General features: G+C 50.1%; 12 protein-coding genes. 2 read left to right on the forward strand and 10 right to left on the reverse strand.

Going from position 1 to position 14,809, the window contains the following annotated elements:
- Positions 1–33: 33 nt before the first annotated feature.
- The 5 genes from mutL to miaB form a co-directional block, all read right to left on the reverse strand.
- Positions 34–1,884 (reverse strand): DNA mismatch repair endonuclease MutL, encoded by a 1,851-nt coding sequence (mutL, locus tag MKY41_RS06725; RefSeq protein WP_340744305.1) that lies wholly within the window; start codon positions 1,882–1,884, stop codon positions 34–36.
- A 4-nt stretch (positions 1,885–1,888) separates the two neighbouring features.
- Positions 1,889–4,456, reverse strand: a complete 2,568-nt coding sequence (mutS, locus tag MKY41_RS06730; RefSeq protein ID WP_340744306.1) for a DNA mismatch repair protein MutS — start codon at positions 4,454–4,456, stop codon at positions 1,889–1,891.
- A gap of 118 nt (positions 4,457–4,574) precedes the next feature.
- Positions 4,575–5,111, reverse strand: a complete 537-nt coding sequence (gene cotE / locus MKY41_RS06735; protein ID WP_340744307.1) for an outer spore coat protein CotE — start codon at positions 5,109–5,111, stop codon at positions 4,575–4,577.
- 119 nt (positions 5,112–5,230) lie between these two features.
- Positions 5,231–5,668 carry a RicAFT regulatory complex protein RicA family protein gene (locus MKY41_RS06740; protein WP_041074198.1) on the reverse strand — a complete coding sequence of 146 codons (438 nt, stop codon included), beginning with the start codon at positions 5,666–5,668 and terminating at the stop codon, positions 5,231–5,233.
- Positions 5,668–7,212 (reverse strand): tRNA (N6-isopentenyl adenosine(37)-C2)-methylthiotransferase MiaB, encoded by a 1,545-nt coding sequence (miaB, locus tag MKY41_RS06745; protein ID WP_340744308.1) that lies wholly within the window; start codon positions 7,210–7,212, stop codon positions 5,668–5,670. Before miaB ends, MKY41_RS06740 begins: the two co-directional genes overlap by 1 nt.
- A 228-nt stretch (positions 7,213–7,440) precedes the next feature.
- Between miaB and MKY41_RS06750 the strand changes: the two genes are divergently transcribed.
- Positions 7,441–8,049 (forward strand): TetR/AcrR family transcriptional regulator, encoded by a 609-nt coding sequence (locus MKY41_RS06750; RefSeq protein ID WP_340744309.1) that lies wholly within the window; start codon positions 7,441–7,443, stop codon positions 8,047–8,049.
- A 22-nt stretch (positions 8,050–8,071) separates the two neighbouring features.
- Complete coding sequence (locus tag MKY41_RS06755) at positions 8,072–8,758, forward strand: DUF2306 domain-containing protein (protein WP_340744310.1); 687 nt, start codon at positions 8,072–8,074, stop codon at positions 8,756–8,758.
- Between the two features lie 87 nt (positions 8,759–8,845).
- Here MKY41_RS06755 and MKY41_RS06760 read toward each other — a convergent pair whose 3' ends face one another.
- From MKY41_RS06760 to MKY41_RS06780, 5 genes are all read right to left on the reverse strand, one after another.
- Positions 8,846–9,112 carry a stage V sporulation protein S gene (locus tag MKY41_RS06760; RefSeq protein ID WP_144399685.1) on the reverse strand — a complete coding sequence of 89 codons (267 nt, stop codon included), beginning with the start codon at positions 9,110–9,112 and terminating at the stop codon, positions 8,846–8,848.
- Positions 9,113–9,199: 87 nt separating this feature from the next.
- Complete coding sequence (locus MKY41_RS06765; protein ID WP_340744311.1) at positions 9,200–9,997, reverse strand: TIGR00282 family metallophosphoesterase; 798 nt, start codon at positions 9,995–9,997, stop codon at positions 9,200–9,202.
- 61 nt (positions 9,998–10,058) lie between these two features.
- Complete coding sequence (rny, locus tag MKY41_RS06770) at positions 10,059–11,615, reverse strand: ribonuclease Y (protein ID WP_340744312.1); 1,557 nt, start codon at positions 11,613–11,615, stop codon at positions 10,059–10,061.
- A gap of 704 nt (positions 11,616–12,319) precedes the next feature.
- Positions 12,320–13,384: a recombinase RecA gene (recA, locus tag MKY41_RS06775; RefSeq protein ID WP_041074188.1), complete on the reverse strand. Its 1,065-nt coding sequence runs from the start codon at positions 13,382–13,384 to the stop codon at positions 12,320–12,322.
- A 165-nt stretch (positions 13,385–13,549) separates the two neighbouring features.
- Entirely contained in the window at positions 13,550–14,809 is a 1,260-nt protein-coding gene (locus MKY41_RS06780; RefSeq protein WP_340744313.1) for a competence/damage-inducible protein A, read from the reverse strand.

Genomic DNA, 14,809 nt, shown 5'->3' on the forward strand with positions numbered 1-14,809 from the left:
TGTCCAGCTCCGAGCGTCCTCCCGCTTTTGTTGTCACATGACGCGTTTGAACATCTTTTCGATTTCATACGTTGTGAAATGGATGAGAACCGGTCTGCCGTGCGGGCAAGTATACGGGTTCTCGGCTTTGGCCAAATCCTCTAGCAGCCGTTCCATATCGGCAATCGTCAAGTAGTGGTTCGCTTTGATGGACCGTTTGCAGCTCATGAGAATCGCCGCCTCTTCACGGAGCTTCCCAATGTCAATCTTCCGGGTGTTCAACACTTGCTCGATGATATCCTCGATGATCGCCGCCTCTTCCCCGGACGGGAACCAAGCAGGATACTCCTTCACGGCATATGACGACGGACCGAACTCCTCCAGGAAAATGCCGACCTCTTCCAAATGCTCCCGGTTTTCCTCGATTTTCGCCCTTTCATCCGCCGAGTAATGGAAAATGAGTGGGATCAATAATAACTGACGCTCCCCATTCTCAGCTTTGGCCAGTTTATCCCTGAAAAATTCATATTTGATCCGTTCTTGAGCGGCATGTTGATCGATCATGAAGAACCCATCTTCATTCTGCGCTATGATATACGTCCCATGCACTTGCCCGACCGGGACGAGGGACGGAAACCTCTTATCTTGTTCGGATTCCGCTTCAAGTTCGGCGGGTTCCTCGACCGTTTCCAAGGCGCTTGCTGTTTCATTCACCACCCAAGGGGTTGATTCTTCCAGCTCTCGGGCCACCTCCATAATAGCCGGTTCCTCTGGGGGGGCCGCCGTTTCAGTTGGTTGCGGAATTGTCTGCGTGACGACAGCCGAAGCTGTACGGGCAGGGCGGAAATCCTCCCAAATATTCACTTGCTCGGAATGCCTTTTAACAACCGGCTCCTTTTTGATGGCATCCGGGACGATGACCTGTTTCTTGATGGCTTCCCGGATCGCTTCCTTCAGCAAGACGAGCAATTCCCCTTCCTTGCTCATGCGGATATGCTGCTTGGCCGGATGCACATTGACATCAGTCAGCAGCGGGTCCCCCTCGATGTTGATGACGGCAATCGGAAAACGGCCGATCGGCAAATACGTATGGAATGCGTCAAGCACGGCATGGTTCACGGGATGGCTCTTCACCCATCTGCCATTGACGATCAGCGTCATATAATTGCGGGACGCGCGCGTCATCTCCGGCAGACTGACATAGCCCTGCACGCTGTAATCGGCGTTGCTACCGGCAAACGGAATCATCTTCTTCGCGACCGATATTCCGTACACATCGGATAGCACCCGGCGTTGATCCCCGTTTCCCGACGTCCGCAAGATCACTTGGCTCGCATGCGCCAGTTTGAATGAAATATCCGGATGGCTTAACGCGAGGCGGTTGACCAAATCGATCGTATGCCCGAGCTCCGTCTGAATCGTCTTCATATATTTCAATCGGGCGGGCGTATTAAAGAACAACTGGGAAACCGTGATATCCGTCCCTTTCCGGAAAGGCGCATCCTGATGTTTCGTCAGGCGGCCTCCATCCAACTGGACTTCCGTACCGGTCGTCTCCCCGTCCGAGGTGAACAGCGCCACTTTTGACACCGCCGCAATACTCGCGAGCGCTTCCCCGCGAAAGCCAAGTGTCCGGATCCGGAAGAGATCATGTTCATTATCGATTTTACTCGTCGCATGCCGTTCGAACGCCTGCACCGCATCTTGGCGGGACATCCCCTTGCCATTGTCGGTCACCCGGATGAACGTCAGTCCCGCTTCTTCCAACGTGATTTCAATGATGGTGCTTCCGGCGTCGATGGCATTCTCGACAAGCTCTTTCACGATGGACGCCGGACGCTCGACAACTTCTCCCGCCGCAATCTTATTGGAAAGCATGTCGTCCATCACTTTGATAATGTCCATAGTCTCACCCTTTCGACGTTTGTAGCTTTTCCTTCAGTTCATAAACAAATTGCATCGCCTGCATCGGCGTCATATTCAAAATATCGGTTTGTTTGATGCCATCGAGCACCGCCTGCTCCTCGGCCGACAATGCCGGTTTCTCCTCTTGGGACAGATCAAAGAATGTCAGTTGCTCCGGCTCGCTTTCCCGAACCGGTTCCTCCCGTTCGAAATGGTCGAGCAAATATTTTGCCCGCTCCAGCAACGGTGCCGGAAGTCCTGCGAGATCGGCGACATAGATCCCATAGCTTTTATCTGCCGCCCCGGCCATCACTTTATGAAGGAAAACGACCTTCCCGTCCTGCTCCATCGCCGCAACATGAACATTTTCCAACCGATCCAGTTCCTTATCCAACTGGGTCAGTTCATGATAATGAGTGGAAAATAACGTATTGGCTCCGATTTCATGATGGATATGCTCCATCATTGCCTGGGCGAGCGCCATGCCGTCATATGTGGAAGTGCCTCGTCCGATTTCATCGAATAACAGCAGGCTCCTTTCCGTCGCATTCGCAATGGCATGCTGCGACTCCATCATTTCCATCATGAACGTACTTTGGCCGGACGCCAGATCATCCGCCGCCCCGATCCGCGTGAAAATCTGGTCGGTGACAGGCAGGAGCGCCTCTTCACAAGGCACATAACAGCCGATCTGCGCCATGACGACCGTCAATGCTACTTGCCGCATATACGTACTTTTCCCGGACATATTCGGTCCCGTGATCAGAAGCATATTGGCCTCTTCCTTCAACTTACAGCTATTTGGCACATATAGGGAATGATCCATCATCTTTTCAACGACAGGGTGACGGCCGTTCTTGATTTCCAACGCTTTGCCGTCATGGAATGCCGGTCTCGTAAAATTGCGCTTTTCGGACACTTCTGCGAACGCAAGCAGGACATCCAGTTCACTTAATACGCCGGCCAGCTGCTGGATCCGGCGGATATGGCGCTTCATCCCATCCCTTACTTTCGTGAACAGCGTATATTCGAGCTCCAGCCCATCCGCTTCCGCATTTAAAATCAAATCCTCTTTTTCCTTCAATTCAGGCGTTATGTACCGTTCGGCATTGGCGAGCGTCTGCTTGCGCTCATACCGCTCGTGGTCCGCTAAATGGATATTGGACTTTGTGATTTCAATAAAATACCCGAATACTCGGTTATACCCGATTTTCAACGTTTTGATGCCTGTCCGTTCTCTTTCCAGTCGCTCCAGATCTGCAAGCCACGCTTTGCCGTTCTTCGAAGCGTCCCGGTAATTGTCCAGTTTTTCATCAAACCCATCCCGGATGACCCCGCCTTCCTTGACGGAAATCGGCGGATTCTCCGCGATGGAAGCCTCCAATAATTCCAACGCATCCTGGCACGGATCGATCCGGCCCGCAAACTGGCGGAGAATCGGCTGTCCCGACTCCTCCAATTTCCGTTGAATTTCCGGTACGCATCGCAAGGAATTCCGCAGTTGGGCCAAATCCCGGCCGCCCGCACTGCCCATTGAAATCCGGCCAGATAGCCTCTCCAAGTCGTACACTTCACGCAAATGGGTCTTCAGTTCATCGCGGAGAAAAAATTCCCCGATGAGCTCCGCCACGGCATCCAATCGGTTTTCAATCGCCCGGCGATTCGCAAGCGGCTGATGGATCCACATTTTCAGTTTACGGGCACCCATCGCCGTCACCGTCTCATCCAACAGCCAATACAGCGTCCCTTCCTTTGTGCCGTTCCGGATCGACTGAACGAGCTCCAAATTGCGCATCGAATTGGCATCAATCGAAAGCTTCGCTTGTTTCTCAATGAATTCGAACGGCCGAATATGGTCAAGCGCCGTCTTTTGCGTCCGATTCACATACGACAGGAGCATCTGACACGCATCAAACGTGTCGGGTGGGAGCCCGTCGAACAGGTCTGTTGCGGACGGCTCTTCCCCGGTATGTTCTACGGACAGCAGGATGTTCCGCTTCGCCATACTATCGCCGAGCGTCAGATGAAGACTCTCGCCGACGACGACTTCGCGCATCCCCAAAGCGCCGATTTCGGCAATTAATGACCGCTCGTCCCCCTCGACAATCTCCGCCTTCCCTTCCCCGGTGGCCAAATCCAAATACGACAGGGCGTAACGGGAATCGCTGATCTGATCCGCCGACCCGATGAAGTGGTTCGTATGCGCATCGATCGTTTTCCCTTCCGTCATCGTGCCGGGCGTGATCACTTTCACCACTTCCCGCTTCACGATTCCTTTTGCAGCCTTCGGATCCTCCGTCTGCTCACAGATTGCTACCTTATGCCCTTTCCGCACAAGCGTCTCGATATAGCCCGTTGCCGAATGATACGGAATCCCGCACATCGGAATCCGATCCTCGCTCCCCGCGTCCCGGCTCGTCAGTGTGATTTCAAGCAATTGTGACGCCTCTAGGGCATCCGTGAAAAACATTTCATAAAAATCACCAAGCCGAAAAAATAAAAAAGCATCCTCATACTCGGACTTTACTTGCAAATATTGTTGGATCATCGGTGTATATGTAGTCGTCGTCATTGTTGTACCCTCACTAATTAAAACTTTTTCTTTAGTATATCATCCATTCCGGCAGAGGGCACGGGCCCGTTTTCGTCTGATTTCATTAACAACAAAAAAAGCCGGGATGGTGTCCGGCTTAGAGAGAGGATGAATCTTTTCCTTTTTTATGGTCGTCTTCCTGATGGCCCCGGACGTCCTCATGTGAAGAGGATTCATCCTTGAACGGCCATTGCTCTTCAAAGTGGCCATGCGGATGTACGGAAATGAGCACTTTCGTTTCGCCCACGACTTCCGCCAGCAACTCGCGCTCCACACAAATATTGAATTTCTCGCCACAATCCGAAATGGTCGCCTTCGTGCAATTCGGGTGTTGCAATACCGTGACCAAAATATCTTCCTGGCCTGATGTAGGCTCATCCCGGTAATTCAAACGAATCTGGTCCTTATACGGGACCGACTCGGTGAAAACGGCGGTTTTGGAATGGTCATTATGGGAATACCAGACATTGACATCAAATTTGCCAGTCACTTCGATATACTTCCCATGCTTTTTCGCCTGATGCGTGTGGTTGATGACCCAGCAGCCCAAAATGCTCGTCGGGCGATTCGGGGGCTTGAGCACCACGTCTTGCTCTGTCCGCTTCTTCCCTTTTGCGATGACTGCCTTCGTCACGATCTGCCGTAAATTTTTCAGTTCGATTCCTCCTCCATTCGCTTCAATCCATCCTATGCAAATGGAGCCCAGAAAGTGAAAAAAATCGGCGTAAAAATTAATTTACACCGATTTCCGTTTTATTCCCCTAACTTACCGTATGTCGTCGCCTTCACATGCGATCCGGTTTCGCCGCGTCGCAAATCGCCTCCTGTCGAGATAATAATTTCATTCGTCACTGTGTTTGCGATTGTGTTGGACACGAGTTGAAGCAGGTCATTCACTTCTACTTGCGACTGCTTGAATTCTTGAACGATCGGTACTGCATCGATCTCCTCCTGCAGTTTCTCGATCTTTTCCTCGATAATTTTCAATGCCTTTTCTTTTCCATACTGTTGGAAATTGACCGCTTGCTTCTGCAATGATTTCATGCTCGCAATGCTTTCACGAACTTTTTGATTTTCATTGATTTGCGCTTCGGCCCGCTTGAAAAATTCCACTTCTTCCGTATTGGCGATCATTTTCGCGATTTCTTTCGATTTCGCGATGATGTCATCCTTCGTATACAATTTTTCCATTAGACTATCACCTTATCCTTTTCTACGACGCCAAGATATTCACCGTCGAGCGACCATGTTTTGGCTTCCGTGATTTTGACGTACACAATCTCACCGATGACTGACCGCGGAGCTTTGAAATTGACGAGCTTGTTCTTCTCCGTGTAGCCTGCCAGCACGTCGGGGTTCTTCTTACTCTCCCCTTCGACGAGCACTTTGACTGTTTTGCCTTTATACGGCTTCATCGATTCGGCGGACATGTCGTTGACCAATTTATTGAGCCTTTGCAGGCGCTCCCGCTTCACTTCCATCGGGATATTATCGACCATTTTCGCGGCCGGCGTCCCTTCCCGTGGCGAATAAATATACGTATAAGCCATTTCAAAACCGACTTCCTTATACAGGGAGAGCGTCTCTTCGAATTGCTCGTCCGTTTCATTCGGGAAGCCGACGATGATATCCGTCGTCAACGTGACGTTCGGGATCGCTACTTTGATCTTCCGGACCAATTCCAAAAACTGTTCCCGGTTGTATTTCCGCGCCATGATTTTCAAGACTTCGCTGGAACCCGATTGTACCGGCAAATGGATATGATCCAGCAAGTTCCCGCCTTTCGCGAGTACTTCGATGAGATGGTCGTCAAAATCGCGCGGATGGCTCGTTGTGAAACGGATGCGCGGAATATCGATCTTGCGAAGCTCGTCCATCAGATCGCCGAGACGGTAGTCGATGTCCTCGAAATCTTTGCCGTATGCGTTGACGTTCTGCCCGAGAAGCATGATTTCCTTATAACCTTCCGCTGCGAGCTGGCGCACTTCCTGGATGATATCCTGCGGCCTTCTGCTCCGTTCTTTCCCGCGCGTATACGGCACGATGCAGTATGTACAGAACTTGTCACAGCCGTACATGATGTTGACCCATGCCTTAATATTGCCGTGGCGGACCTTCGGAAGGTTCTCGATGATGTCCCCTTCTTTCGACCACACTTCCACGACCATTTCCTTGGATAAATACGCCTCGTTCAGAATATGGGGCAGGCGATGGATGTTATGCGTACCGAAGATCATATCGACCTGCTGATACGTTTTCAATATTTTATTGACGACCGATTCCTCTTGGGACATGCAGCCGCAAACCCCGATCAGGACATCCGGGTTCCTCTGTTTCAACGGCTTCAGATGGCCAAGTTCCCCGAACACTTTATTTTCTGCGTTTTCCCGGATGGCACAAGTGTTCAATAAAATGACGTTCGCCTCTTCCACATCGTCTGTCGCTTCATAACCGAGGTTCTGAAAAATACCAGCCATGACTTCCGTGTCATGCTCATTCATCTGGCAGCCGTATGTGCGTATATAAAATTTCCGGCCCACGCCCATGCCGCGGAACCGTTCTTCTATTTCAAAATCATCGTGGTAGGAAATTTCCTCTTTCCCACGTTTTTTCGCTTCTTTCAAAGACGGCGGGGTATAGACCGTTTGGAAATATTGACTGTAGTCCTTCTCTTCCGCCGGTTTTGCTAATCCCGGCTTCACAAGACCTGCTTGCAGGCGTTGCTCTTCATTCATTTGCAAATGTCCCCTTTCTGACCTTGCGGGATTTAGACAGTTCGTACCTATTATACTGAAACGTATGTCAGGTTTACAAGGTTAGGCTATTTTGTTGGTGCTTTGTCACAATACGGCGAAGCTCATGAAGACGATGAACATTGTCTGACATATAAAGGTATTGACAGGAATAAAAATACATAGTAAATTAACACTGTTAAGTTAACGGTGTTAAGTGAGGTGCTATATGTGAATCCAAAAAACGTCAAGGATGAAATTATGGATGCCGCCCGCCATCTTTTTTTAGAAGAGGGGTTTTCCCATGTGTCCATGAGAAAAATCGCAAGCAAAATTGGCTATACCCCAACTACTATCTATCTTTATTTCAAAAATAAAGAAGAGATTTTGGGAAATTTGTTGGAAGAGGGATATGGCCTGTTTTATGCGAAGCTGAAAGAATCCCATGAGGCCGCGCTTTGCCGATCGACTGAAGAGAGACTGTTCGACATGTGTGAAGCGTATATTCAGTTCGGATTAGACCAGCCGGATTATTATAATCTGATCTTTACTGAAAACTTTGAAACGAATATCCGGTCCATCGAAAATAGCAATCGCTATCACGGTTTTTTGCTGCTTAAGGCTGTTGTAGAGGAGTTATTCGATGACCAGACATTCGTGATGAACGGGCAAGATCGGGAGACATCCGCTCTGTATATAAGCAATTCCATTTGGGCGAGCTTACACGGAATCACCGCCTTGCTCATTACATTCCCGCAATTTCACTGGGTCGATCGCGACAGATTCATTCAGATCCATCTGAAATCCATGATTCTCGGCTATAAAATGTTGGATCGCTAAATCATACATTGGAGGTGGAAGCATGCAAAGATTGCTTTGGTGGATCATGACGTGTCTGGCGATTGCCGTAGCCGGCTATGCACTCGTCCAATATTTTGTCCTGGATGCGAGCCAAGCCGGGTTCGTTCAAATGAAGGAATTGTTTCTCGCTCGATTAGGCGCCGTCTGGTTTGCAATGCTGTTCATTCACGCGGCATCAAGTCTAATCGCTTTAGTGATCGGGCCCTTTACGTTATCGGCCAAATTCAGGGAGAACAATATTCGGTTGCATCGCATATTCGGGAAAATCTACGTAATCGGTGTTGGAATCGGCAGTCTTTCCGGCTTCTATCTGGCCCTCTATGCAACAGGAGGTTGGGTTGGCAAAGCCGGGTTCATGACATTATCCATACTTTGGTTCACAACTGCCTATCAAGCTTTTATCAACATTAAAGAAAAGCGGGTCCTTGCCCATCGGAAGTGGATGATTCGGAATTATTCCTTGACCTTGGCAGCTGTGACATTGCGGATTTGGCTACCTTTATTCGCATGGCTTTTCGGGTTGGAAAACTTTGAATTAAGTTATGCTGCCATCGCTTGGTTTTCATGGGTCCCGAATATTTTTGTGGCGGAATGGTTCATTTCCAGGAAGCTGATAAAGCAGGCACGACTCAAAACAACTTCGCAAATAGCCGACGCGCTCGAAAGCCGGACGACGGAATTACCATGAGGATCCAGATTGAATGATATCCATCCACAAAAAAACAGTTGACGCAGGCTGATTAAGTGGCAGCCTTGTGACAACTGTTTTTTCATTTTATTTTTGCCTTTTCTCAACTAACAATTTCAGTGCGGTGCGGCCTTCTCCATTGATTTGGATGTCAGTGAACGCAGGTGCGCAGACGAGATCACCCCCGCTAGGTGCTACGAATCCTCTTGCAATCGCCACTGCTTTTACCGCTTGGTTCAATGCGCCTGCACCGATTGCCTGCATTTCCGCATAGCCTTGGTCCCGGATGACCGCGACGAGTGCCCCGGCAACTGAATTCGGATTCGAGCGGGATGATACTTTCAATGGATTCACCATTATTCCTCCTTATTTTCCTATGTCTATGGAATGCAGTACTCCATAAACTATCCTATGAAACAAGGAGGCCATTTAGACGCGATTTCAGCCGATGAACGGGCGGTCCTCGTTGATCGCGATGCGTTCAATGGCGATGGCCCGTCCCGATGCGTCATCGATTTCCACCACAAGGCCGTTCAACTGCACCCGGCCATGTTTCGGCACTTCGAACCGGACCGGCAAATTCGTCTTGAATCGGTAGAGGACATCCTCTTTTTTCATGCCGAGGATTTCATCATACGGCCCCGTCATGCCGGCATCCGTCAAATATGCCGTACCTCCTGGCAAAATCCGGTCATCTGCTGTCTGGACATGGGTATGGGTCCCGACGACGACGGATGCCCGGCCATCCAGATGCCATCCCATCGCGATTTTCTCGCTCGTCGCTTCCGCGTGAAAGTCGATAAAGACAAGGGGTGAAATTTCCTTCGCCTGTGCCACGAGCTCATCCGCCTTCTCGAACGGATCCCCGTGCGGCGGCAAAAAGACGCGTCCGTGCAAATTGATGACCGATAGCGTTACCCCGTTCTTTGAGATGGTCGTCATCCCTTTGCCCGGTGCCTCCTCCGAAAAATTCGCAGGCCGGAGCAAATAATCAGTGTCATCGATGAAATCAAAGATCTCCTTATGATCCCATGTATGATTGCCCATCGTGATGACATCCACGCCGGCGCGGAGCAAATCGTCGAAAATAGAGCGGGTGATGCCCCGGCCCGATGCCGCATTTTCCCCGTTTGCGATGATGACATCCGGCGCATATTTCTTTTTCAGGCGAGGCAGGTAATCAAACACCATGTTCCGGCCCGGCGATCCAACGATATCCCCGATAAATAATACTTTCATGAAAACGCCTCTTCCATAGAAAAAGGCTTCCGGTTCAGTTGCACGGAAGCCCCTTCTTTTTTTATTTTGCATATTCGACGGCACGGGTTTCCCGAATGACCGTCACTTTGATATGTCCTGGATAATCCAGTTCCTCTTCAATCCGTTTCCGGATATCACGCGCCAAACGATGCGCGGTAATATCATCAATCTGATCCGGCCGGACGATGATGCGAACTTCCCGTCCTGCCTGGATGGCAAATGATTTCTCCACCCCATCGTAAGACTCTGAAATCTCTTCGAGTTTTTGCAATCTGCGAATATAGTTTTCCAACGTCTCACTGCGGGCTCCCGGCCGTGCAGCGGATAAAGCATCGGCTGCGGCAACGAGTACGGCGATGACCGAAGTCGGCTCCGTATCTCCGTGGTGAGATGCGATACTGTTGATGACCACAGGATGTTCCTTATACTTCGTCGCCAGCTCGACGCCGATTTCGACGTGGCTGCCTTCGACTTCATGGTCGATCGCTTTCCCGATATCATGGAGCAACCCGGCCCGTCTCGCAAGCGTCACATCTTCACCGAGTTCCGCAGCCAGCAAGCCGGCGAGATACGCAACTTCGGTCGAGTGCTTCAGAACGTTTTGGCCGTAGCTCGTACGGAATCGCAATCTTCCGAGGATTTTAATCAAATCCGGATGCAGATTGTGAACACCGACATCGAATGTAGTTTGCTCCCCGGTCTCCCGGATCAGCTCGTCCACCTCACGTCTGGATTTGTCCACCATTTCTTCGATTCGCGCCGGATGGATACGGCCGTCTTGGACGAGTTTTTCCAGTGCAAGACGTGCAGTTTCCCGACGGATCGGATCGAATCCGGACAGAATGACAGCTTCCGGCGTATCGTCTATTATGAGATCGATTCCCGTCAATGTCTCCAGCGTACGGATATTACGCCCTTCCCGACCAATGATGCGGCCTTTCATTTCATCATTTGGCAAATTGACCACCGAAACGGTTGTTTCTGCGACATGGTCGGCTGCGAAACGCTGCAAAGCAAGGGATAGGATTTCACGTGCTCGCTTATCGGATTCCTCTTTCGCACGCTGTTCCGATTCCTTGGTCATGACAGCGATATCGGTAGAAAGTTCTTTTTCCACTTCGTCCAAGATGAGATGCTTCGCCTCATCCCGCGTCAGTGAAGAGATTCTTTCGAGTTCCGCCTGTTGTAGGGTAACAAGTTCTTCCGCCTTGCGTTCCATCTGTTCAATATGCTGTTGTCTTCCGGTTAGCGCTTCTTCTTTGCGCTCCAGACCCGCTTCTCTTTTGTTGAGAGCATCATCCTTGCGGTCATGATTTTCCTCCCGTTGCAGAAGACGGTTTTCCTGCTTTTGCAGTTCCGCCCTTCTTTCACGGATTTCACTTTCCGCTTCAATTCTCAGTTTGTGAGTTTCATCCTTCGCTTCCAGTAGTGCCTCTTTTTTCATGGCCTCCGCTTCACGCTTCGCCTCTTCAACGATTTGTTCTGCCGAGTATTTGGCACCCGTAACTTTTGATTCGTTCACTTTCTTATTAACAAAATAGATAACAACGGCACCGACGATGAGCCCGAGCAAAGCGGAGATGATATTCCATAACATCCAGGTCACCTCCTCCTGCTATTCTTTTCATTTTCAGTCGGCTCGTATATTAAGGTTCAACATACTGCCAATATTCATTTCAGGAATTTGAAATTATACACTATTAATTGTATCGGTGTGAAATTGACATGTCAAGGATTGGAGCGCGGGTTTGGAATAATATTACGGCTTTCCGATTTTATATAAATCGAACTAAAGAAACGGACATTATCAACAAACTGTTGCTTTCCGTTCCAAATTTCGTTTGCGACGAAAGCGCAGCGACAGGAGCAGGCGGACGCTTTCCGCGGGGCGCGGGCGAGCCATTCGAACAGCGAAGGGTTCGATTTGCCGTATTTCTGCGCACTTCGCAGAAATTAAGGCATCCAGCGTTGCCAACGCTACATTCTTTCGAAGGACAAGCTGCTGCCAAACGCTGCGCTTTTTGGCACAAAAGCCGTTCTACGTAACGGCTTTTCCTGCGGGGTCTCACCATTCGCGCTTCCCCCCGCAGGAGTCGCCGCCTTCCACTCCAAGCAACTAGAATTAGCGAATCCAAGTCTTTCGTTCATCTTATTATATAGACTAATCAATATTTTGCCCCGGATGGACACTGTCTCAACAGGTACGAAAGAATAGGATATAGCTGGCTAGCCGTTCTTATAAAATACGAAAACCCCGAAAAACCGAACCGCCCGCTTTTGGGTGGTTCGGTTTTGATAGGATTATTCTTCGTCCAGCAATAGTTCCAGCACTTCGTCCTCATCTTCGTCCTCTTCATGGGCGGCGATAACGTAGTTGGCACTGGCCATTCCGTATGAATCACGGATTTTATTGGCGATTTCGTTACGGATTTCCGGATTTTCCTTAAGAAATTGTTTCGCGTTCTCGCGTCCTTGTCCAAGGCGTTCACCTTCGTAGGAATACCAGGAACCGCTCTTTTGGACGACATCCAATTCGGCACCGAGGTCGACGATTTCCCCTTCTTTGGAGATTCCTTCCCCGTACATGATATCGACTTCCGCTGTGCGGAATGGTGGCGCAACTTTGTTTTTCACGACGCGGATCCGCGTTTTGTTCCCCATGATATCATTACCTTGCTTAATCGCTTCTCCGCGGCGGACATCCAATCGCACGGAGGAATAGAATTTCAAGGCACGGCCTCCTGGTGTCACTTCCGGATTACCGAACATGACGCCGACTTTTTCACGAATTTGGTTGATGAATACTGCGATAGTTTTCGACTTATTGATCGCTCCGGAAAGTTTACGCAATGCTTGGGACATGAGACGGGCTTGAAGACCGACGTGGGAATCCCCCATCTCCCCTTCGATTTCCGCTTTCGGGACGAGCGCCGCCACCGAGTCGATGACGATGATGTCGATTGCACCGCTTCGGACGAGCGCTTCTGCGATTTCAAGCGCTTGCTCTCCCGTATCCGGCTGGGATAATAGCAATTCATCGATATCGACGCCCAATTTTTGCGCATAGACCGGATCAAGCGCATGCTCCGCATCGATGAAGGCCGCCTGTCCACCTGCCGCCTGCACTTCCGCAATGGCATGGAGCGCGACAGTCGTTTTACCCGAACTTTCCGGACCATAGATTTCAATTACCCGGCCGCGCGGGTAGCCGCCGACTCCAAGAGCGGCGTCGAGTGCAAGCGAGCCACTCGATGATGTGGAAATTTCACGGTCCGTCTGTTCTCCCATTTTCATGACGGAACCTTTCCCGAATTGTTTTTCTATTTGTTTCAAGGCCATATCCAAAGCCGCTTTACGATCGCTCAAAATAGTTCCTCCTTAAAGGTGATATGCTTTTCTTTCTATCTCTACTATACTCCTTTATTGAGAAATACACAAGAAAAAAGCGAACGCTTATTCGATAATTTTATTCATTCTCTACTTTTAAATGAGAATCCATATAGAAATCTCATTTTTAATTGAGAAATCGGCTTAAAACTTTTTTTTGGCCTCTTTTTTCTCCATATGCTTAATTAAGTAATAGATTGCAAATTGGGCAGCACGTCGACGGTTCGCATTTCGGGAACCGGAAAGGGATAATTTATACGTTTCCATTTCCGCATCGTCAGACACGATGCCGATCCATACGGTACCGACGGGTGCACCGTCATGCGGTTCCGGACCTGCCGCGCCCGTCAGGCCGACCCCGATATTCGATCCGAATTTGCGTTTCACGTTCACGGCAAGAGCAGCGGCGCATTCCGAACTGACGACACCAAACCGATCTAATAATTCTTGTTCCACATCGAGCTGTTCGACTTTTTGCTGTTCGTTGTAGACGACGACCCCGCCTTCCAAAGAAACGCCGATGCCCGCCTCTTTCCCGAGCTCCGCCATGAATAGGCCGGACGTCAGGCTCTCCGCTGCGGACAATGTCCAACCGTTCTGGAAGAGCATCTCCGCAGCCTTGGATGATAGCGTATCATCGTCGACACCGTAAACAAATTCCCCGACAATCGCACGGATTTCCCCCTCCACAGGGGCAATCAGTTTGTTTGCATCATCCAAGGTGCCGGCTTTTGCCGTAATCCGCAAGGTCACTCCGTCGACCGATGCCAGGGGAGCGATTGTCGGATTGGACTGCTTTTCCAAGATTGGCTGTATACGATGTTCCAGCTCCGCTTCGCCGATTCCGTAAAATTTCAATACGCGGGAGGAGATGACTTCCTTCCTACCCGTCACACCAAGCAAATAGGGAATCGCAAAGCTGGTGAACATCGGCCTCATTTCATGAGGCGGCCCCGGCAATAAAATATATTGGACGCCGGCTTTTTCGATCGCCATTCCTGGCGCCATGCCATTGCGATTCGGCAGGACAATCGCATCTTTGAACACCAATGCCTGCTTCTTATTGTTTTCCGTCATTACCCGCCCGCTCCGCTCGAAATACTGCTGAATCGAAAACAGGGCCTCCTCGTCACTGACCAACGTCGACCCGATCTGTTTCACGATTGTCTCTTTCGTCATATCGTCTTTCGTCGGCCCAAGTCCCCCGGTGAAAATGAGAACATCCGCCCGTTTTTTCGCAATCTCGATCACTTCATTCAAGCGGTCGGAATTGTCTCCGACGACCGTTTGGAAATGGACATCGATCCCGATCTCCGCGAGCTTCTCCGAAATGAACTGCGCATTCGTATTGGTGATTTGGCCGAGCAATAATTCCGAGCCGACCGCAATAATTTCCGCTTTCAT

Source organism: Sporosarcina sp. FSL W7-1349 (assembly GCF_038003045.1).
Taxonomy (GTDB): Bacteria; Bacillota; Bacilli; order Bacillales_A; family Planococcaceae; genus Sporosarcina.

What these genes read in the sequence shown, in the direction of transcription:
- miaB (WP_340744308.1), bottom strand. Translation starts at nt 7,212, where the DNA reads ATGAATGAAGAGCAACGCCTGCAAGCAGGTCTTGTGAAGCCGGGATTA.
- MKY41_RS06740 (WP_041074198.1), bottom strand. Translation starts at nt 5,668, where the DNA reads ATGGAAAAATTGTATACGAAGGATGACATCATCGCGAAATCGAAAGAA.
- MKY41_RS06765 (WP_340744311.1), bottom strand. Translation starts at nt 9,997, where the DNA reads ATGAAAGTATTATTTATCGGGGATATCGTTGGATCGCCGGGCCGGAAC.
- rny (WP_340744312.1), bottom strand. Translation starts at nt 11,615, where the DNA reads ATGTTATGGAATATCATCTCCGCTTTGCTCGGGCTCATCGTCGGTGCC.
- mutS (WP_340744306.1), bottom strand. Translation starts at nt 4,456, where the DNA reads ATGACGACGACTACATATACACCGATGATCCAACAATATTTGCAAGTA.
- mutL (WP_340744305.1), bottom strand. Translation starts at nt 1,884, where the DNA reads ATGGACATTATCAAAGTGATGGACGACATGCTTTCCAATAAGATTGCG.
- MKY41_RS06780 (WP_340744313.1), bottom strand. Translation starts at nt 14,809, where the DNA reads ATGAAAGCGGAAATTATTGCGGTCGGCTCGGAATTATTGCTCGGCCAA.
- MKY41_RS06755 (WP_340744310.1), top strand. Translation starts at nt 8,072, where the DNA reads ATGCAAAGATTGCTTTGGTGGATCATGACGTGTCTGGCGATTGCCGTA.